Here is a 20,260-nt window from a genome sequence, read left to right as displayed (position 1 = left end):
GGATTTCAGGGTTTTATGTCCTACCTCAGGCAAAGCGGCGCTTCTAAGATACGAACCGATGCTCTGTCGCCCCGACATCCCAGAGCGAGACCACGTAAAAAACCAAAGGTCTGCCAGCGTGCCCCTACCCTCCGCGATGCTCAAGAACGTCTATGACAGCCTTCGATACAGCCCAAGCCAGAGCGGGCCTCGGCCGTCGATGGGAATCAGCACCCACCCACTGGTGAACGCCCTCGGCTGGGCGGTGGGCCTAGTGGTGGCCTGCGGCATTGTCATCATCAACTCCCAAACCCATTCCGACCTGGCGCCAACCCTGCTGTACATCACCTTGCTGTTGATGGCGGCCAACCTGTTCTCCATCAATCTGGTGATCACCGTCGCGCTGATGTGCATGGGCTTGCTCACCGCGATGTTCCTGTTCAACGGCGGCTATCACCGCTGGGAATCGACCACCGGCTTCTTCCGCTGCCTGACCGCACTGTCCGCCATTGCTTTCCTGGCCCTGCGCAGCAAGCAGGCTTCCGACAGCCTGCGGCACAACGAGGCTTACCTGACCGGCGCCCAGCGCCTGAGCCAGACCGGCAGCATGGGCTTTCGCGGTGATCGACAAACGTTGTCCTGGTCGGAGGAATCGGCACGGATTTTCGAGTACCCGCCCAGCAAGACGCCAACGGTGTCGATGATGCTGGAGCGCACCCATCCTGAAGACCTGGAGTTGGCACGCGGGGTTTTCCAGCAGGCCATCGCTGGCGAACCGCAGATCGAGGTCAAGCTGCGGCTGCTGATGCCTGATGGGCGGATCAAGCACATCCACATGATCGCCAGCCCCCTGCTCGTCCAGCATGGCCGTTTCCAGTATCTCGGCGCACTCATGGACGTGACGGCCAGCAAGCAGGCCGAAGAAGCATTGTTTCGCGCCCAGAGCCAACTGGCCCATGTCACTCGCTTGACCTCCCTGGGGGAAATGGCCGCGTCCATTGCCCATGAGGTCAACCAGCCACTGACGGCCATCACCAGCAGCGGCGAGGCCTGTCGCCGCTGGCTCAAACGCCCGGAACCCGATCTCGGGGAAGCCCTGGATTGCCTCGACCGAATCGTCGCCAACGGCTGTCGCGCCAGCGAGGTCATCAGCGGTATCAGGGCGCTGTCGCGCAAGTGCGACCCGTTGCGCCAGCCCGAGCGACTGGACGACATCGTCTGCGAGACCCTGAACCTGGTCCAGCAGCAACTGGCTCATCATAAAGTCCGGGCCAAGGTGGACCTGGCAGCGCCAAACGACCAGGTCAGCGCAGACCGGGTGCAACTGCAGCAAGTGATCATCAACCTGATCATCAATGCCTGTCATGCCATGGACGGGGTCAGGGTACACGCACGAACCCTGCATATACGCACCTGGACGGAGAGTGACGAAGTGCTGCTGGAGGTGACTGACCACGGAACCGGCATTGCCCCCGAGGACCTGCCGTCCTTGTTCAATGCGTTTTTCACCACCAAGGAAAACGGCCTGGGCATGGGCCTGTCCATCTGCAGGTCCATCATCGACTTCCATGACGGCAGGATCTGGGCAACCAGCGAGGCCGGCCAGGGCACCTCGTTCAGGTTCGCGCTGCCGCGGCTCACCGGCACCGTTCTGTCGGGGAGCGGACTATGACCTCCAGACAGTCCTCAAGCCCGATCATCGACAACGCCCCCATCGTCTATATCGTTGATGACGACGCACCGCTGTGCCAATCCCTCGGCAGCCTGCTGCGCTCCATCGGCTTGCAGGTCCATCTGTTCGGTTCGGTCGCGCAGTTCATGAACCATCCCAGGCCCGACCAGCCCAGTTGCCTGGTCCTGGATGTGCGCCTGCAAGGCACCAGCGGCCTGGATTGCCAGCGGGAGCTGGCCGCCGCCAACGTTCGACTGCCGATTGTGTTCATGACCGGTCACGGTGACATCGCCATGACCGTGCGAGCGATGAAGGCCGGTGCCGTGGATTTCCTCGCCAAACCGTTGCGCGAACAAGACCTGATCGACGCGGTGACTGCCGCCCATCACCAGGACCGCCAGCGGCGCGACGCCGAACGTGGCCATCAGCAAGTGCTTGGCCGCTACGCCACATTGACGCCCCGGGAGCAGCAGGTCATGGCACTGGCGGTGTCAGGCCTGATGAACAAGCAGATCGCCGGGGAACTGGGCTTGAGTGAAATCACGGTCAAGATTCACCGTGGCCAGGCCATGCGCAAGATGTGCGCACACTCGTTTGCCGATCTGGTACGCATGGCCCAGGTGCTGGAATGGCGCCCGGCTGACAAAGGCCGATAGTCAATCGAGCATTTCGGCACTTTGTCCGAGCGTTTCGGCACAGTAACCACTCTTTGTTCAGCCTAGACTCGAATTTCACTCAAGACCCGGATGGAATCACGATGAAAATCAGATCAATCCTGCCTGCACTTACCCTGGCAGCAGCATTCAGTGGATACGCTGCCGACTTCTCACTGACCAGCCGGGATATTGCCGACAACCGTCCGCTGACCAGTCGCGAAGTGTTCCAGGGCTTCGGTTGCGAAGGTGGCAACACGTCCCCTGAACTTTCCTGGACAAACGCCCCCGCAGGAACCAAAAGCTACGCGATCACGGTCTACGATCCCGATGCGCCGACTGGGAGCGGTTGGTGGCATTGGACGGTGGTTAACCTGCCCACTTCTACCCATAGCTTGCCAAGCGGAGTGGGAGCGAACCTGCCTGCCGGTGCAGTACAAGGGCGAACCGATTATGGCCAGCCAGGATTTGGCGGGGCTTGCCCACCTGTAGGGGATAAACCCCATCGCTATCAATTCACCGTATGGGCATTGAAAGTCGATAAGCTACCCCTCGACGGCGAGGCCAGTGGCGCCTTGGTTGGGTACATGCTCAATGCCAACGTCCTGGCCAAAGCGACGATCACTTCAACTTACGGACGTTAAAAACGATGCGCCCTTGTGACGGCATACAGCACCGGGAAAACATTATCGATGCGTGTGTCATACAGGCGCGACAGCCCCTTACCTTATCAAGGGTACCGGTGTTCGTGACCACCCTGTGTCGAGTGCGACAGGGGGAAAAACTGTTGCAATGGGATGATCGGGAGATGCGCGCGGGGCCGCAACATCTGATTCTGATGCCGGCCGGACGCGAGCTTGGTATCTCGAACTTCCCCGGCCCTCACGGCCACTACATCGCCGATGCGATCACCTTTCCCCTCTCGACACTGCGTAACTTCAGCAGCCGATACAGCCAACAGATCATCAGCCGTCGCGGTGCACTGAAGACCGATCTATGCATCCCTCTGGACAAGCACACGACACAGGCATGGAATCAGCTGTTGGTCTCTATCAATGGGAACGCGCCGGGCGCGTTACGCACGCTCTATGGGGAAGCGGTTCTTCTGAGCCTGTGCCTTGGTGGCCAGATCGGCCCTCTGCTGATGGGTCGCAACGATCCCATTTGCGAACGTGTGCAACAGATGGTGATGGGCAGCCCGGAGAGAGACTGGACGGTTGCGAGCGTTGCACAGCAACTTAACCTGGGCGAGTCGACGTTGCGCCGCCAACTGGCGAATGAAGGGGACAGTTTCAGGAGCATCCTGGAGGGCGTTCGACTGGCGACGGCATTGCAATGGTTGCAAACGACGTCTCGTCCCATCGGTGAAATTGCCGGAGCCTGCGGTTACGCCTCGGCCTCACGTTTTGCGGTGCGCTTTCGCTCACGCTATGGCCTGTCGCCACGTGAATTGCGGGCAACGATTTAAGCATTCCAGTGAGATTCCTCCGCTCGACATAACCGGGCCCACCATCGGTATCTTCGGGGCGGGGGAATGGCGCGGCGAGCAGTTGAAAGTTCATACACACGTATACTTGGCGGGGCCATTGGACAGCGTATCTTGCAGTGACACGGGCGCCTTTATGGCTACCTGATATCAAACTCCAGGTATCGACATGTCCAGCACTGCAATCATTTCAATCATTGATGACGATGAGTCAGTTCGAATTGCATTGGATGGTTTGTTACGTTCCCACGGATATCGGGTTAAAACATACGCCAGCGCCTTGGATTTCTTATCTTCCTGCGAACTTGAAAACACAGCGTGCCTGATATCGGATATTCAAATGCCTGGCATGACGGGCATCCAGATGTACGATCGATTGTCGACCCTGGGCATTCATCCTCCGATCATCTTCATCACCGGATACCCTGGCGTGCCCCCCCGTGTCAGCGCCGGTACACCCGAGCCGGTGGCGTTTTTCCCGAAACCCTTCGACTGCGCCGAATTGATCGCCTGCATCGAAGCGGTACTTGCCCGGTCTGCTTGACTGCGTCGCGCCCTCATACCTTCGTATAGATCCCTCCTACCCAGGCATAGGCGCGATGACCTTATGTAGAAGTGTTAACCACAGGTCCTGCCAATAAGCTTCCCTACAGCGAACCGAAACTGAATGTGCTCGATGGCAACTCATTGCAGCCAGGCGATTTTGGAGTACTTCGCGACACGGTCACGCTGAAACAGTTGAACCATTCAACGATTTTGTCTTCGGGAGCTCATCATGAAACAACGTATTCTGGTCGTCGGCGCAGGTTTCGGCGGGGTCTGGAGCGCATTGAGCGCGGCCCGGCTGCTGGACCGACACGGTCGTCATGACGTGGAGATCAGTGTCCTGGCCCCCCAGGCTGAACTGCGCATTCGTCCTCGTTTCTACGAGCCGGACGTTCACACCATGGCTGCGCCGCTGGGTAGTCTGTTCGACGCGGTGGGCGTGAAATTCGTACAAGGCTCGGCGAGCAGTATCGATGTCGACAACAAACGGGTGGGCTATGTGGATGTGTTCGGTACCCAGGGCACCCTGGGCTATGACCGACTGGTGCTCGCGGCGGGCAGCCAGTTGGTTCGTCCCGAACTTGAAGGCATGATCGAGCATGCCTTCGACGTTGATGAAATCGAACAGGCTACCCGTCTCGAAGCCCATATCAAGTCGCTGAAAAATCTGCCGGACAGCCCGGCCCGTAACACCGTGGTGGTGGCCGGTGGCGGCTTTACCGGGATCGAAACCGCCACCGAAATGCCCGCACGCCTGCGCGCGGTCCTCGGCGAAGACGCGGACATCCGGGTCATCGTGGTGGATCGCGGGCCGCAGATTGGCGCAGCGTTGGGCGACGGCATACGTCCATCCATTGTCGAAGCGTCCGAGCACCTGGGTATCGAGTGGATCCTCAACGCCTCGGTCGAATCGGTGGACGCCAGGGGTGTCACCCTGTCGAGCGGCCAGCGTATCGAGTCCCATACCGTGATCTGGACCGTGGGGTTCCGCGCCAGTCCGTTGACCCAGCAGGTACCCGCCACCCGCGATCGCCAGGGTCGCCTGCACGTCGATGCCAACCTGAAAGTCCTGGGCCAGAACGACATATTTGCCAGCGGTGACGTGGCCTACGCCGCCACCGACACGCTGGGCAACTATGCGGTGATGTCCTGCCAGCACGCCATCGCCCTGGGCCGCTATGCCGGCAACAACGTCGCGGCCGACTTGCTGGGCGTCGCGCCGATGGCCTACAGCCAACCCAAGTATGTGACCTGCCTGGACCTAGGTGCCTGGGGCGCGGTGTACACGGAAGGCTGGGATCGCCAGCTCAAGTTGGTCGGGCAGGAAGCCAAGGAGCTCAAGACCCGGATCAACACGGTGTGGATCTACCCGCCCGCGGCTGATCGCGCAACCGCCCTGGCCGCCGCCGACCCGTCGATCCCGGTAGCCTGAAACCCGTTTCCGCCCCCGGCCAGTCCCTCCTTTCTGCGCCGGTCTTTCCCGGACGCCTGCCAACGATCCTTGGGCAGGCGTTTTTTTCGGCGCTCGTCACCAAGCCAGCCTGAATATCGTCACTGCCCAGCAAAATCCGTATCAATGCCCGCCCACCGTCCTCCGTGCACAAGGTAAGGTAGGCAGAAATCATCCGGATCGAGGTGTGCCGTGGCGTCCTATTCCTTGCGTCAGCTGAAGTACTTCGTCACCACCGTCGAATGTGGCAGCGTCGCCGAAGCCTCTCGCAAGCTGTACATCGCCCAGCCGTCGATCGCCTCCGCCATCAAGGGCTTGGAAGACAGTTTCGGTGTGCAATTGCTCATTCGTCATCACGCCCAGGGCGTATCGCTGACGCCCGGCGGCGCGCGCTTCTATCGCAAGGCCCAGGAGCTGTTGCGCATGGCCCGGGAGTTCGAGCAGAACGCACTGGCCGATAACGATGTGGTCAGCGGGCAGATCGACATCGGCTGCTTCGAAACCGTCGCCCCGCTCTACCTGCCACGGCTGATCGCGGGTTTTCGCCAGCGCTTCCCGGGGGTGGAAATCCGCGTGCAGGATGGCGAGCAACAGGAGCTGGTGCAGGGCCTCACGGGGGGGCGTTTCGACCTGGCGATTTTCTATGAACACGACCTCGACAGTACCATCGAGACCGAAGCATTGACGGCGCCGCAACGCCCCTACGCGTTGTTGCCGGCGGGGCATCGCTTCGCCGATCAGGCCCAGGTATCGCTGCGCGACCTGGCCCTCGAACCGATGATCCTGCTGGACGTGCAGCCCAGTCGCACCTATTTCGTGAGCATTTTCGAGGAGCTGGGCCTGACGCCCAACATTGTCTTCAGCTCGCCGTCCATCGAGATGGTGCGGGGCATGGTCGGCCAGTCCTTTGGTTTTGCCGTACTGGTGACCCGGCCGCAGTCCGCCTGCACCTACGATGGGCAACACCTGGTGTGCGTCGACATCGCCGAGGACGTGACCGGTTCGGCGCTGGTGGCAGGCTGGCTCAAGCGCGCGCACCTCACCAAACCGGCGCAGTTATTTGTGGACTACTGCAAGGAACAGTTCAGGCAATGGCTGGCCTGAGGGCGTAGGAGCTGGCGAAGCCTGCGATCTTTTGATCTTTCGCTTGAGATTCAAGTGTCTGGGGAAAGATCGCAGCCTCGTTGCACTCGTCAGCTCCTACACAGCTCCTACACGACCTCTGCGCGTCCCTGCGCGAGCAAGCTCGGTTCGGTGTCTAGCGAGCCGCCCAGGCGTTGAAGCGTTGTTCCAGTTCCTCGCCATGGTCGACCCAGAACTCCGCGTCCACGGCTTGGGCTTCAGCCAGGTTGGCCTCGGCGGTGGGCAACTGTTCCTGTACCGCCGTCGGCAACAGCGCCAGTGTCTTGCGGTGCACCGGCCCATAAGGGATGTTTTCCGAAAACACCTTCTGGGTCTGCGGCTGGCTGGCAAAGGCAATGAACTGCTCGGCCAGGGCCTTGTTCGGCGTACCCTTGACCACGGCCCAGTACTCCGGGTCGTAGAGGCTCTGCGGCCAGACGATGCTCAGTTTCATGCCTTCTTTCTGCGCCGACGCGATGCGCCCGTTGTAGGCCGCACTCATCGCCACGTCCCCCGCCACCAACCACTGGGCCGGTTGCGCGCCGGCTTCCCACCATTGGATGTTCGGCTTGATCTGGTCGAGCTTGGCGAATGCCCGGGACACGCCTTCCGGGGTGTTCAGCACCTTGTACACGTCCTGCGCCTTGACCCCGTCGGCCAGCAAGGCGATTTCCAAGGTGTACTTGGCGCCCTTGCGCAGGCCGCGTTTGCCCGGATACTCGGCAACGTTCCAGAAGTCCGCCCAGGACTTGGGTGCCTTGGCGAGCTTGCTCTGGTCATAGGCCAGGACCATCGACCAGACGTAGGTGGCGACCCCACATTCATTGAGCGCTCCCGGTACATAGTTCGCCGGGTCGCCAAGGCCGGCCAGGTCGAGTTTCTCGAACAGCCCCTCCTCACAGCCGCGCAACAGCTCGGGGCTTTCCACTTCGACCACGTCCCAGCTGGTGTGGCCGGCGGCGACCATGGCCTTGATCTTCGACAATTCACCGTTGTATTCGCCAGCCACGATGTTTCCCGCGCCACTGGCGTTGAAAGGTTGGAAGTAGGCCTTGTCCTGGGCCTGCTTGGTGGCGCCGCCGAAGGAAATCACGGTCAGGCTCTGTGGCGCGGCCAGGACACTGGTACTCAGCAACGCCAGGGCACACGCAATATTGCAACGCAAGGATCTGGACATGAAGCGGTTCCTCGAAAATACCGGCTCGCCCGCACGAGCCGGTGACGGGACTCAAAAGTGACCGTAAATACGGGCGGCAAGGTCTACAGCAAAGGCTCTTGTCGGCCTGTTCATAGGTGTCGCCTGGCTGACCGCGAGGAATCTCCTTCCATTGAAATCGTCCTCCTCAGGCACCTTGCGGTCAGCAATCATTGGGCTCACAGAGATAGCTCGCCAGCCGATCCATCAAGCGGTCGCAGGCGGCCATTTGCTCAACGCTCACGTATTCGTCGGGCTTGTGCCCCTGGTCCATGCTGCCGGGGCCACAGACCACCGTCGGCACCCCGGCCTGATGGAACAGGCCGCCTTCGGTGCCAAAGGCGACGGTGCCGAACGCGTCGCTGCCGCACAGTTGCGCAACCAGTCGGGCGGCCGCGCTGTCAGGCGAAGTGGCCAGGCCCGGGTAGGCCGACAACGGTTCGAAGCGGATCGCCGTATCCCCCGCCACCGCCCGCATGGCCGGCAGCAGGGTCTGCTCGGCATAACCTTGCAACTGCTCAGCCACCACGAGGGGATCGAAATCCGGCAAGGCGCGCACCTCGAAATCGAAACGACAGTCCGCCGGAACGATGTTCAGCGCCGTGCCGCCGTGGACCACCCCGACCTGCACTGTGGAAAACGCCGGGTCGAAGCGCGGGTCGTGCCGCGAGGGTTCGGCCAGCTGCGCGCCGATCTCGCCCAACCGTCCGATCAGGCGCGCCGCCTGTTCGATGGCGTTGACCCCGTAAGGGGCATAGGCCGAATGACAAGCCGCCCCCCGGACATGACAACGCATCGCCAGCTTGCCTTTGTGCCCCAGCACCGGTCGGAGTTGGGTGGGCTCGCCAATCAGGCACAGGGCCGGTTGTGCAATCCGCCGGACCAACGCCTCCAGCAAGCTGTGAACGCCCAGGCAACCCACCTCTTCGTCATAGGAAAACGCCAGGTGCACCGGTCGCCGAAGCGGGCTGGACAAGAACACCGGCACCGCCGCGAGCACCGAGGCCAGGTAACCCTTCATGTCCGCCGTGCCGCGCCCGAACCATTTACCGTCCATCTCGGTCAGGCAGAACGGCTCGACCGTCCAGGCCTGCCCGTCCACCGGCACCACATCGGTGTGCCCGGACAACACCACGCCACCGGGCACCGCCGGGCCAATGCTCGCCAGCAGGTTGGCCTTGGTTCGCTCGGCGTTGTAGATCAGCTCGCTGTTCACGCCCAGCCCTTGCAAGTAGTCGCGCACGAACTCGATCAAGGCCAGGTTCGAATCGCGGCTGACCGTGGCAAAGCTCACCAGCTCGGCCAGCAGCGCGCGACTGCGCGGCTCACTCATCGCCCGGCACTCCATAACTCGGCGCCAGGGTCGGGTTGAGCGCACGGGTCAGGTAATCCTGCAATTGCGGCTGATAGGCGAGCCAGAGTTTTTCCAGCTCGCCGATGGGATTTTCCTCGGCCCAATCCACCCGCAGATCGACGATGGGCCAGGTCAGGTCATCGACCACCGAGAGCGCCGCCGAATGCACCGCCCCGGCCTCCCCGCCCGCCGCCTGCCCGGCCTGCAACGCGCTCATCAAGCGTGAGGCAAGACAACCACCGCTCTGTTCGAAGGCCGTGACCATGGCCTCGATCACCGCAGCGTTGGCCAACAGATTGCCGGCCGCCACGCATTGCTCACCGGTCACGGCGTTGTGGGTGCCCAGGGTATGCTCGCCGCTGAAAATCGCCGTGCGGCCCTCGGCATCGATCACCGCCACTTGCCGGTATTGGCTGTAGCCGTTGCGCGCCAAGGTCCGCTCCAGCGCCGCTTGCGCCGCCAGGCCGCCCGCCAGTTCATCGAGAACCTGCGGGCCCAGGGCCGGCAGAGTAATGTTCTGGCTCGACACCGCGCCGACGCCCGCGCGCAACCAGGGGCAACGGGCACCGACGGCAATGCTCGAGGAACTGATGGCGATGCCCAACTGGCCGGTTTCGGCACAGCGCCCAACGATGGAAAAGGTCATGTTCCGTTCCTTACTCAGGGATCACCGCGATCACGTCGATTTCCATCAGCCACTGCGGCTGGCCCAGGGCACTGACCACCAGGCCGGTGGAAATCGGAAACACGCCCTTGAGCCACTTGCCGACCTCCTGGTACACCGGCTCGCGATAGCGCGGGTCGATCAGGTAGGTCGTGGTCTTGACGATGTGGCTCAGGTCGCTGCCGGCCTCTTCCAGCAATTGCTTGACGTTGCGCATGGCCTGCTCGGCCTGGGCGCGAGGATCGCCCAGCCCCACCAACTGGCCGTCGAAATCGGTGCCGACCTGGCCGCGCACATAGACGGTGTTGCCGGCGCGCACGGCCTGGCACAGGTCGTTGTCCAGCGTCTGGTTCGGGTAGGTGTCCTTGGTATTGAACATGCGAATACGCGTGTGAGTAGGCATCAACGAACTCCCGTGAGACCGGTTTTCGAACGGTGTGAATCGCTGTCGAGTGCCGAAGCCTGGCGCTGGGCAGCATCTTGATAGGCGAGGTAAATGCGTTGTTTCACGATGTGGTCGGCAATATGCCGGGCGTCATGCCAGACGCCCCAGATGAACGCCGAACCCCGTCGCGACAGCCAGGGCAAGCCGACGAAATACAGGCCCGGTTCACTGGAAACACCACGCTGATGCCGAGGCTTGCCATTGGCGCCAAGAGCGTCGACCTTCAACCAGCTGTAATCCACCGAGTAGCCGGTGGCCCAGATGACACTGGTCACGCCGGCGGCGACCAGGTCCAGTTCCAGGATCGGCTGGGTCAGGCATTGCGGATCAGGCAGCCGGTGACGAGCTTCAGGTTCAAGCGGCAGGTCCAGGCCGTTGCGGGCGATGTAGGCGTCGGCGGCATCCAGCAGCGCCAGGTAGTTTTCGTCGCCGCGGGCGATGTTCTCGGCCAGGTTGTCTTCGAAGGTCACCACGCTGCCCTTGAACGCTTTCGTCAGGCCCACCAAGGTGATGCCTTCGTGGGCCAGCCGACGGAAATCCACGGTATGCCCACCACGGGCACCGCTTACCGCGATGGTGACGTGCTCCTTGCCAGGCTTGACGGCCTCCGCATCCCATTCGCCGAGCACGCCCAGCCACCAGCAAAAATCGCGGTTGCGATAAGCCCGGGGCGGACGATCATGAGCCCCTACCGAGAGATAGACCTGCTTGCCGGCGCGCTGCAGTTCGTCGGCGATCTGCACCCCTGACGACCCGGCACCCACCACCAACACAGCCCCCTCGGGCAATTGCCCGGGGTTGCGATATTGAGCCGAGTGAAGCTGGGTGACCGTCGCCATGTCCGGCGCAATCGGTGGAATCACCGGCCGCTGGAAGGGCCCGGTAGCGACGACCACGTGGATCGCTTCGATCAGGCCTTCGGAGGTTTCAACGGTGAAGCCAGGACGGCCGATATTGCGCTCGACGCCCCGGACCTCCACGCCGGTACGGATCGGTGCGTTGAACTGACGGGCATAGGCTTCGAAGTAATCGGCCACCTGGTCCTTCGTCGCGAAGGCATCCGGGTCGAGCCCTTCGAATTCCAACCCCGGAAAGCGGTCGTGCCAGGCCGGCCCATTGGCCACCAGCGAATCCCAACGCGCCGTGCGCCAGGCCTCGGCAATCCGGTCGCGCTCGACCACCAGGTGAGGCACGCCTTGCCGGCTCAGGTGCTCACTCATGGCCACGCCGGCCTGGCCGGCGCCTATGACGAGCGTATCGATGTGTAGAGTTTCAACAGGCATGTCTGTGCACTTCCGACAATAGGTTCGATTCAGGCCGGCATGGCGCCGCCTCGGGTTCGGTGTTCTTGTTGTTCCGCGGTTGCGGTTATCGAGATGAGGTGTCGAGGCGATTGTGTTGGCAGGCGGGAATTTGCGAAACGAGGGTTTTTATCGTTGCTGGGAAGGAAAAAACTGGGTGAACGCCCGACGAGGGATCAGGCGTTTCAAGAGGGGTCAAGATCTGAAGGGAATGGATGTTACTGACCGGCCTACTCCAACCGCGCCGGAAACGCCTTGAGCTCCAGCTTTTCCATCACCAGCGCAATGAACGCCGAGACCGCCAGGGGCAATTGCCGCCGACTGGGGTAAAGCACATTCAGGCCAAAGCCGATGCGCCGGTACTGTGGCAGTACACGCACCAGCCTTCCGGCTTCCAGGTCGACGCTGCTCACCGCCGAAGGCAGCACGGCGATGCCCAGGCCCGCCACCGCCGCCTTGCGCAAGGCTTGAGCGGTGTTGGCGTTGAAACGGCTGGGGACCTGCACCTCCTCTTCGGTGCCGTCCGGACCAATGAGCCGCCAGTGACTCAAGCCGCTGGGATGGGCGAAGCTCACGCTGTCATGGTGAGCCAGGTCCTGCAACGCCGCAGGCATTCCCCGTGCGGCGAGGTAGGCAGGGCTGGCGACCATGCCGTCGCCTTCGTTGCTCAGCAGTTGGCGACCGACATAGCCGGAGTCCTGTAGCGGGCCGCCGCGAAAGGCCACGTCGATGCGGTCGGCAATCAGGTCGACACGATCGTCGCTGAGGACGAAATCCAATTGCACTCGCGGATGGGCAGCGAGGAAATCGGCCACCCATTGCATCGGGAAAAAATCGAAGAAATCCGCCATCGCCGCGATACGCACCAGGCCACTGGGCTCATCGCTGCCCTTCATCAGTTCCTGCCCCGCCTCGGTCAACCCGTCCACAGCGCCGACGCAGCGCTCATAGAACCCCTGCCCCACCTGAGTCAGCGTGAGTTTGCGGGTGGAGCGTTGCAGCAGTCGCGTCCCCAATTGCGTCTCCAACTGCTGGACGCGCCGGCTCACGGTATTGGACGGCATGCCCAGCCGCCTGGCGGCTTCGGCAAAGCTGCCGCTGCGCACCACCTGGACAAACAGGGCGACATCATTCAGATCGAGCATCAGGTCGCCATTCCTTCATTTCTTGGATGAGTTCAATCCGATTGTATCGACTAATCAATCTATTTCCAGGCACTTATCCTGCTCGCATCGAGGCCACCAACGCTCAAGCATCCGAGGTCACCCATGAACAGCATCGTCGCAGCACCATCGCGCACCATCGTCCACCGCACCCGGGGCAACCGCCACGGGCCGATCACCCGCCTCATGAGTCCGGGCGACCTCGGCCAACTCTGCAAGCCCTTTGTGTTTCTCGACCTCTTCGCCTTCAAGGCCGACGCCATGCACAGAGGTTTCGGCATGCACCCGCATTCCGGGATCGCGACGCTGACCTACATGATCGAAGGTCAGGTGGCCTACGAAGACACCACCGGGCAATCGGGTGTACTGCCCAGCGGTGGCATGGAGTGGATGCAAGCCGGTAACGGCGTATGGCACGACGCCCGGCCGGTCGGCAGCTCGTCGATCCATGGCTTCCAGCTTTGGGTCGCACTACCGGCCGCTGCAGAAAACGCTCCAGCCCACAGCGTCTACCTGGCACCCGCCGATATCCCCCGGGAAGGTCCGGCGCGGGTGTTGCTCGGTCAACATGGCGCGGCTCGCAGCAGCGTTGCAGCCCCGGCGGGCATGAACTACTTGGCCGTGCAGTTGAAAGACCAGGAACGCTGGCGCTATACGCCACCGGCTGGGCACACCGTTGCCTGGCTGGCGGTCAACGACGGCAGCCTCGACGCCGGCGGTCGCGTCAATGCCGGGGAAATAGTGGTCTTCGAAGAGTCCGGCGCAGCCATCGACATCATTGCCCGGGGCGCGACCTCCTTCGTGCTCGGCTCGGCGGTCAAGCATCCCCACGACTTGGTGATGGGTGATTACTCCGTGCACACCAGCGAGGCAGCCCTGGAAAAAGGCGAGCAAGAAATCCAGCGCATCGGCGCCCTTTTGCAGCAAGAGGGTCGGTTGGGCTGACCGACCCTCGACTCAATACCTGTCCATCCCCCATTCCTTAGAGGTGCATCATGACTGACATCGGTCTCGATCTTCTGCTGTCCCGTGTCCAACTCGGCAAGCTGTCCCTGAAAAACCGCATGATCATGGCGCCGATGACCCGCAGCCGTGCAGGTGCGGGTGACGTGGCCACGCCGCTCATGGCCGAGTACTACAGCCAACGCGCCAGCGCCGGCCTGATCGTCAGCGAAGGCTCCCAGGTCTCGGCCCAGGGCAAGGGCTACCTGCGAACGCCCGGCATCTTCACCAGCGAACAAGTCGCCGGTTGGAAGCAAGTGACCGACGCGGTCCACGCCCAAGGCGGACAGATGTTCCTCCAGCTGTGGCATGTGGGCCGGCTCTCCCATCCGCTGGTGCAGCAGGACGGCGCACTGCCGGTAGCGCCCTCGGCGATCAAGGCCGATGGCGAGATCTACACCGCCGAAGGCCTCAAGCCCTACGAACTGCCACGGGCCTTGGCCCTCGATGAAATTAGCGAAGTAGTGGCCGACTTCCACCAGGCCGCTGTCAACGCGAAGCTGGCCGGCTTCGACGGCATGGAGATCCATGGCGCCAATGGCTACCTGATCGACCAGTTCCTGCGTGACGGCACCAACCAACGCACCGATGCCTACGGCGGCTCGGTCGAGAATCGTGCCCGCTTCCTCAAGGAAGTGGTCGAGTCGGTGATCGAAGTCTTCGGGGCCAGCCGGGTCGGCGTACGCCTGTCGCCGATCTTCAGTTACTTCTCGATGAGCGACAGCAACCCACAGGCGACATTCGAATACGCAGCCCGGATGCTCAGCCGTTATGGCCTGGCCTACCTGCACATCGTGGAACTGGGTGAAGGCCCGTTCGACTTCCTCGAACTCAAGCGCCGCTTCGGTGGCCCCTACATTGCCAACGGCGGTTACAGCGCGGAACGTGCGGGCAATGCCATCGGTCGTGGCGAAGCGGACCTGGTCGCGTTCGGAACCCCATTCCTGGCGAACCCGGACCTGGTGGAGCGCTTCAAACAGGGTGAGTCATTGAACACACCCGACGCAGCGACCTTCTACCAAGGCGAAGAACGTGGCTACACGGATTATCCGACCCTGGCCGAAGCCCGGGCGCAATGATCCAGTAGAACGGGAGCCCGCAAGACGCAAAGCAGGGCTTGCGGCGCCCTGCTCCTGTCTCGACTAGAATTGTACAAATTTGCATTTTCTTGTACAAAAAACTTTCAAATGTACAACCCCTGAAGTAGGCTGCTAAAACTTGTACAGAAATAGTCTTCTGTACAATATTTCGGAGCCTAGCATGTCCGCCTATCTCCAGCGTTTCGCCCAGGCTTTCGCCAAGCTGGACGCCAGTCGCCTCGGCGAGCTCGATGAGCTCTACAGCGTCGACATCCATTTCCAGGACCCCTTGCACCGGATCGAAGGCCTGACCGCCTTGCGTGAGTACTTTGCGCAGTTGTATGCCAACGCCAGTGACGTGCGCTACGACTTCCACGCGTTCGATGAGGTCGATTCCGGTGAAGGTTATCTGCGTTGGACCTTGCATTTTCGGCACCCACGCCTGGCAGGCGGCGCCCCCATTGCCTTGCAGGGCTGCAGCCATTTGCGCTGGACGGATCGTGTCTACCATCACCAGGATTTCTTCGACGCCGGCGCCCTGCTCTACGAACACCTGCCATTGCTGGGACCGGCGGTCCGCTGGCTCAAGCGGAGGCTGGCATGAGCCGCATCTGGCTGACCGGAGCCAGCAGCGGCATTGGCGCGGCCCTCGCGGCGCAGTTGCTGGAACAAGGCCATCACCTGGCATTGAGCGCGCGCCAGGCAGAACCCTTGCAGGCGTTGGCGGCCCGCTATCCGGACCACGTGCTGGCACTGCCGGGCGACCTGACCGACCCGAGCCAGGTCGCCCTGGTCTGCCAGCAGATCGAGCGTGAATGGTTGACGCTGGATCTGGTGATCCTCAACGCCGGGACCTGCGAATACCTGGAGCCTGGGTATTTCGATACCCGCCTCGTCGAACGTGTCATCACCACCAACCTGCTCGGCACCAGCCATTGCCTGGAGGCGGCCTTGCCCTTGTTGCGCCGGGGCCAACGCCCGCATCTGGTGGTGGTGGGCAGCGCGGTCACCTGGCTGGCCCTGCCGCGCGCTGGCGCCTACGGTGCCTCGAAGGCGGCGTTACGCTACCTGGTGGAATCCCTGCGCATCGACCTGGCCGCCGAAGGCATCGACGTCACGCTGGTGAGCCCCGGTTTCGTCGATACCCCGCTGACCCGGCGCAACGACTTCCCCATGCCCATGCGCTGGTCAGCGCAACGGGCCGCACGGCATATCGCCCGGCGCTTGCCGGCACGGCCGCTGGACATCGCATTTCCCTGGGCCTTCACCGCCGTCCTGCGCCTGCTCGGACAGTTGCCCGCCCGCTGGCGGCTGGCCCTGGGCCGGCGCCTGGCACGCCCCTCCAAGGAATCTTGAGACATGCGCATCGCAATCATCGGCAGCGGTATTTCCGGGTTGACCTGCGCCTACCTGTTGAACCGTCGCCATCAGATCACCCTTTTCGAGGCCGACGGCCGGATCGGGGGCCACACCCATACCGTAGAGGTCGATTGGCAAAGCCGACGCTATGGCGTGGATACCGGTTTCATCGTGTACAACGACTGGACCTACCCGAACTTCATTCGCCTGCTGGACCAGTTGGGTGTCGCTTCGCGCCCTACGGAAATGAGTTTCTCGGTGCACGACCCGGCCACCGGGCAGGAATACAAGGGCCACACCCTGAGCAGCCTGTTCGCCCGCCGACGCAACCTGCTGTCACCCGGTTTCTGGGGCATGCTGCGAGACATCCTGCGGTTCAACCGGCAGGCAACGGCCGATCTGCAGGCGCAACGCATCGACGGCGCCACGCGGCTCGGTGACTACCTGCACAGCCGCGGTTACGGCCAGCGTTTCATCGATCACTACATCGTGCCCATGGGTTCGGCGATCTGGTCGATGTCGCCGGCCCGGATGCTGGAGTTTCCACTGCAATTCTTCGTGCGCTTCTGCCACAACCACGGCCTGCTGTCAGTCAACCACCGTCCGCAATGGCGCGTGATCGAAGGCGGCTCGAGCGGTTACATCACCCCGTTGTGCGCCGGGTTCCGCCAACACATCCGACTCGACTGCCCGGTGCAATGCGTCAGCCGGGACGCCGCCGGGGTCAGTGTGACCAGCGCCGCAGGCACCGAGCGCTTCGACAAAGTGGTGTTCGCCTGCCACAGCGATCAGGCCCTCGCCCTGCTCGAGGCTCCCAGCGCTGAAGAAACCGAGGTCCTCGGTGCCTTGGCCTACGCCAGCAACGAAGTGCTGCTGCACACCGACACCCGACTATTGCCAAGGCGGCGCCAGGCCTGGGCAAGCTGGAACTACCGCCTCGGCGGACCACCCCAGGCACCGGCCGCGCTGACCTACAACATGAACATCCTCCAGGGCCTGGACGCGCCGGTGACCTTTTGCGTGAGCCTGAACCAGAGCGATGCGGTCGACCCGGCCCTGGTGCTCGCACGCTTCGATTACGCCCATCCCCAGTACAGCCTCGCCGGCGTCGCCGCACAGGTCCGCCAGGGTGAGTTGCAAGGGCAGCGGCACAGCTATTTCTGCGGAGCCTATTGGGCCAACGGTTTTCATGAAGACGGTGTGGTCAGCGCACTCCACGTCGCGGAGCATTTCGGAGAGCACCTGTGAACAGCAGCCTGTGTCGCGGCTGGATCGACCATCGGCGTCATACCCCGCGCGTCCACGCCTTTCGTTATCCGATCGGGATGCTGTACCTGGATCTCGCCGAACAGCAGAACGTGCTGGGCCTGTCGCGCCTGCTGCAACCATGGATCCTGGCGCCGCTGTGCTGGCGCGAGCGCGATTACCTGCCAGCGCGCACCCACCTGGGCGTCCCCCTGGTCGACGCCGTACGCGAGATCCTCGCCGAAAGCCTGGGCACGGCTCCGCAAGGTGCGATCCACCTGCTGACCCAGCCACGCAGTTGGGGCCTGTCGTTCAACCCGGTGAGTTTTTATTTCTGCCACGAAACCGATGGCCGCCTGTCAGCGATCCTCTGCGAAGTGCGTAATACCCCATGGCGCGAACGCTACCACTATGTGCTGCCCGTGCGCCCGGGCGAGCCCCAGGCATTCCAGGTGGCCAAGGCGTTCCATGTTTCACCGTTCCTGCCCCGGGACATGGACTACCGCATGCGTTTCCTGGTCCAGGACGCCCGTATCCGTGTGCACATGGAGAACTGGCGCGCCGGGCACAAAGTGTTCGAGGCCCACCTCACGCTCGAGCGCCAGCCTCTCGATGGCCGGTCGCTGCGCCGTCATGTCCTGGCATTCCCATGGATGAGCCTGCGCACCGTCAGCGCCATCTACTGGCAGGCCCTGCGCCTGCTGTTCAAACGCACCCCCCTGCACGCACACCAGGCCAGCCAGGGCGACCTGAGTATTGGCGAAACAGCCCACAAGGACTCCGACCATGCCCGAACCCACCCTGAGCGTCACTAAGGCCGGCAGCTTCTGCCTGTTCAACGGCGGCTTCTTCAAGCAGGCCGTGCTCGGCCAATTGCGCCGCCTGCGTCACGGCCACCTGCGCCTGACGGTCGATGGCGCGCCGCTGAGTTTCGGCGACCTCGCCAGCCCATTGGTGGCCGAGGTCGAGATTCTCGACGACGCCACCTGGGGCATGATCGCCGGCAACGGTTCCATCGGTGCCGGCGAGGCTTATATCCGCGGCTACTGGCGCAGCGCCGACCTGAGCGCCGTGACACGCCTGTTCGTGGCCAACCTGGAAGTGCTCGACGCCATGGACAGCGGCCTGGCACGCCTCAGCCGCCCGCTGATGCGTGGGTTGCACTGGCTCAACCGCAACAATCGCCAAGGCTCGCGGCGCAATATCATGGCTCACTACGACTTGGGCAATGAGTTGTTCGAACGACTGCTCGATCCCACCATGATGTATTCCGCCGCGCTGTTCGAAAGCCCCGAGCAGAGCCTGGAAGACGCCCAGCGCAACAAGCTGGAGCGCATTTGCCGCAAGCTTGACCTGCGTCCCGGCGACCACTTGCTGGAAATCGGTACGGGCTGGGGCAGCCTCGCGATCCATGCGGCGACACACTATGGTTGCAAGGTCACCACCACGACCTTGTCCGACGAGCAATACCGCCATACGTTGCAGCGTGTCGAGGCGCTGGGCCTGCAACCCCGTGTGCAGGTGCTGCGCCAGGACTACCGCGACTTGCAGGGACGCTACGACAAGCTGGTGTCCATCGAAATGATCGAGGCCGTCGGGCATCGCTACCTGCCTGAGTATTTCCGCTGCTGCGCCGCACGACTCAAGGATGACGGTTTGATGTTGCTGCAATCGATCACCATCCGTGACCAGCGCTATGCCCAAGCCCGGCGCTCGGTGGATTTTATCCAGCGCCATGTCTTTCCCGGCGGCGCCCTGCCATCGCTGTCGATCCTGTTGAGCACCGCCAGCACACAGACGCCACTCAACCTGCTGCACCTCGAGGATTTCGGTGCGCACTACGCCCGCACGCTGCGCCACTGGCACGAGAACTTCCGCCAATCGCGCCAGGCTTTGTCGGAGTTGGGCTATGACGAAACCTTCCAGCGCCTGTGGGAGTTCTACCTGTGCTACTGCGAAGGGGGCTTCCAGGAACGTGCCATCGGCGTTGCCCAGTTGTTGTTCGCCGGTCCCGCTGCCCGCCCGTCGTTCCTGCCGGAACAACGGTAAAGCCCGATGAGCCGCAGCGGCCTGCTGATCAACGCGCTCTGGCTGCAACTGGGCTGGTGGGGCTGCGTGGCCGGTGCCCATCAGCCGGGCTGGCTGCTGGCTGTAGCCGGTGGCCTGCTCGCCCACCTGGCATTCAGCCCGGCGCCCAGGGCCGAGTGCCACGCGGTGATCAGCGTCGGCCTCTGCGGCATGTTGCTGGACTGGAGCCTGGGTGCGCTGGGCGTGTTCGTGTTCGAGCAAGGTCCGTTGCCATTTTGGCTGGCGCTGCTCTGGCTGGTCTTCGCCACCGGTTTGCGCCATAGCCTGGCCTGGGCCACAAGACCGGCCTGGCGCGGTGTGCTGGCGGGGATGGTTGGCGGGCCGCTGGCCTATTGGGTGGGCGCGCCGCTGGCCGGGGTAACGCTCCCCCTCGGCCCCCTCGCAACCGCTCTGCTCCTGGCACCACTGTGGGGCTTATGGCTGCCGCTGGCGTTGCGCCTGGCCGAATCGCGCTGAC

Annotated in this window: 21 protein-coding genes; 15 read left to right on the top strand and 6 right to left on the bottom strand. The window is 62.8% G+C overall.

The window, feature by feature from the left end:
• Positions 1–199: 199 nt before the first annotated feature.
• The 7 genes from BLQ55_RS25360 (at position 200) to BLQ55_RS25330 (ending at position 6,890) form a co-directional block, all read left to right on the top strand.
• Positions 200–1,651 carry a sensor histidine kinase gene (locus tag BLQ55_RS25360; RefSeq protein WP_092257993.1) on the top strand — a complete coding sequence of 484 codons (1,452 nt, stop codon included), beginning with the start codon at positions 200–202 and terminating at the stop codon, positions 1,649–1,651.
• Positions 1,648–2,307 (top strand): response regulator transcription factor, encoded by a 660-nt coding sequence (locus tag BLQ55_RS25355; protein WP_092257990.1) that lies wholly within the window; start codon positions 1,648–1,650, stop codon positions 2,305–2,307. Before BLQ55_RS25360 ends, BLQ55_RS25355 begins: the two co-directional genes overlap by 4 nt.
• A 101-nt stretch (positions 2,308–2,408) precedes the next feature.
• Complete coding sequence (locus BLQ55_RS25350; RefSeq protein ID WP_092198529.1) at positions 2,409–2,948, top strand: kinase inhibitor; 540 nt, start codon at positions 2,409–2,411, stop codon at positions 2,946–2,948.
• A gap of 5 nt (positions 2,949–2,953) precedes the next feature.
• The gene (locus BLQ55_RS25345) at positions 2,954–3,772 is read left to right on the top strand and encodes a helix-turn-helix transcriptional regulator (RefSeq protein WP_092257987.1); all 819 of its coding nucleotides are present in this window, start codon (positions 2,954–2,956) and stop codon (positions 3,770–3,772) included.
• 187 nt (positions 3,773–3,959) lie between these two features.
• Positions 3,960–4,334 carry a response regulator transcription factor gene (locus tag BLQ55_RS25340; protein ID WP_092198523.1) on the top strand — a complete coding sequence of 125 codons (375 nt, stop codon included), beginning with the start codon at positions 3,960–3,962 and terminating at the stop codon, positions 4,332–4,334.
• A gap of 231 nt (positions 4,335–4,565) precedes the next feature.
• Positions 4,566–5,768 carry an NAD(P)/FAD-dependent oxidoreductase gene (locus BLQ55_RS25335; RefSeq protein WP_092257984.1) on the top strand — a complete coding sequence of 401 codons (1,203 nt, stop codon included), beginning with the start codon at positions 4,566–4,568 and terminating at the stop codon, positions 5,766–5,768.
• Positions 5,769–5,978: 210 nt separating this feature from the next.
• Entirely contained in the window at positions 5,979–6,890 is a 912-nt protein-coding gene (locus BLQ55_RS25330) for a LysR family transcriptional regulator (protein ID WP_092198517.1), read from the top strand.
• Positions 6,891–7,044: 154 nt separating this feature from the next.
• On the opposite strand, the gene BLQ55_RS25325 is transcribed toward BLQ55_RS25330, so the two are convergent.
• The 6 genes from BLQ55_RS25325 to BLQ55_RS25300 all read right to left on the bottom strand — a co-directional run bounded on the left by BLQ55_RS25325 (position 7,045) and on the right by BLQ55_RS25300 (position 13,012).
• Entirely contained in the window at positions 7,045–8,085 is a 1,041-nt protein-coding gene (locus BLQ55_RS25325; RefSeq protein WP_092257981.1) for an ABC transporter substrate-binding protein, read from the bottom strand.
• Positions 8,086–8,266: 181 nt separating this feature from the next.
• Positions 8,267–9,436, bottom strand: a complete 1,170-nt coding sequence (gene argE / locus BLQ55_RS25320) for an acetylornithine deacetylase (RefSeq protein ID WP_092257978.1) — start codon at positions 9,434–9,436, stop codon at positions 8,267–8,269.
• Positions 9,429–10,103 (bottom strand): DUF1028 domain-containing protein, encoded by a 675-nt coding sequence (locus BLQ55_RS25315; protein ID WP_092257975.1) that lies wholly within the window; start codon positions 10,101–10,103, stop codon positions 9,429–9,431. Before BLQ55_RS25315 ends, argE begins: the two co-directional genes overlap by 8 nt.
• A gap of 10 nt (positions 10,104–10,113) precedes the next feature.
• Positions 10,114–10,524: a RidA family protein gene (locus BLQ55_RS25310; RefSeq protein ID WP_003182257.1), complete on the bottom strand. Its 411-nt coding sequence runs from the start codon at positions 10,522–10,524 to the stop codon at positions 10,114–10,116.
• Positions 10,524–11,849 carry a flavin-containing monooxygenase gene (locus tag BLQ55_RS25305; protein ID WP_092257972.1) on the bottom strand — a complete coding sequence of 442 codons (1,326 nt, stop codon included), beginning with the start codon at positions 11,847–11,849 and terminating at the stop codon, positions 10,524–10,526. Before BLQ55_RS25305 ends, BLQ55_RS25310 begins: the two co-directional genes overlap by 1 nt.
• A 248-nt stretch (positions 11,850–12,097) precedes the next feature.
• Positions 12,098–13,012 carry a LysR family transcriptional regulator gene (locus BLQ55_RS25300; RefSeq protein WP_092257969.1) on the bottom strand — a complete coding sequence of 305 codons (915 nt, stop codon included), beginning with the start codon at positions 13,010–13,012 and terminating at the stop codon, positions 12,098–12,100.
• A gap of 123 nt (positions 13,013–13,135) precedes the next feature.
• Between BLQ55_RS25300 and BLQ55_RS25295 the strand changes: the two genes are divergently transcribed.
• The 8 genes from BLQ55_RS25295 (at position 13,136) to BLQ55_RS25260 (ending at position 20,259) form a co-directional block, all read left to right on the top strand.
• Positions 13,136–13,975, top strand: coding sequence for a pirin family protein (locus BLQ55_RS25295; RefSeq protein ID WP_092257966.1), 840 nt, complete (start codon positions 13,136–13,138; stop codon positions 13,973–13,975).
• A 50-nt stretch (positions 13,976–14,025) separates the two neighbouring features.
• A complete protein-coding gene (locus BLQ55_RS25290; RefSeq protein WP_092257963.1) occupies positions 14,026–15,111 on the top strand; it encodes an alkene reductase in 1,086 nt (361 codons plus the stop codon).
• A gap of 181 nt (positions 15,112–15,292) precedes the next feature.
• Positions 15,293–15,715 (top strand): nuclear transport factor 2 family protein, encoded by a 423-nt coding sequence (locus BLQ55_RS25285; RefSeq protein ID WP_092257960.1) that lies wholly within the window; start codon positions 15,293–15,295, stop codon positions 15,713–15,715.
• A complete protein-coding gene (locus BLQ55_RS25280; RefSeq protein WP_092198490.1) occupies positions 15,712–16,467 on the top strand; it encodes an SDR family NAD(P)-dependent oxidoreductase in 756 nt (251 codons plus the stop codon). Before BLQ55_RS25285 ends, BLQ55_RS25280 begins: the two co-directional genes overlap by 4 nt.
• A 3-nt stretch (positions 16,468–16,470) precedes the next feature.
• Positions 16,471–17,718: an NAD(P)/FAD-dependent oxidoreductase gene (locus BLQ55_RS25275; protein WP_092198488.1), complete on the top strand. Its 1,248-nt coding sequence runs from the start codon at positions 16,471–16,473 to the stop codon at positions 17,716–17,718.
• The gene (locus BLQ55_RS25270; RefSeq protein ID WP_092257957.1) at positions 17,715–18,530 is read left to right on the top strand and encodes a DUF1365 domain-containing protein; all 816 of its coding nucleotides are present in this window, start codon (positions 17,715–17,717) and stop codon (positions 18,528–18,530) included. Before BLQ55_RS25275 ends, BLQ55_RS25270 begins: the two co-directional genes overlap by 4 nt.
• Positions 18,502–19,764: an SAM-dependent methyltransferase gene (locus tag BLQ55_RS25265; protein WP_092257954.1), complete on the top strand. Its 1,263-nt coding sequence runs from the start codon at positions 18,502–18,504 to the stop codon at positions 19,762–19,764. The genes BLQ55_RS25270 and BLQ55_RS25265 overlap by 29 nt, the downstream gene beginning before the upstream one ends.
• A gap of 6 nt (positions 19,765–19,770) precedes the next feature.
• The gene (locus BLQ55_RS25260) at positions 19,771–20,259 is read left to right on the top strand and encodes a DUF2878 domain-containing protein (RefSeq protein WP_092198479.1); all 489 of its coding nucleotides are present in this window, start codon (positions 19,771–19,773) and stop codon (positions 20,257–20,259) included.
• Position 20,260: the final 1 nt, after the last annotated feature.

Origin of the sequence: Pseudomonas sp. NFACC13-1 (genome assembly GCF_900104425.1) — a bacterium.
In the GTDB taxonomy this organism is placed as follows: Bacteria; Pseudomonadota; Gammaproteobacteria; order Pseudomonadales; family Pseudomonadaceae; genus Aquipseudomonas; species Aquipseudomonas fluorescens_AA.
Note: the sequence above shows the minus strand (reverse complement) of the source record. Positions and strands in the feature narration are given on the sequence as shown.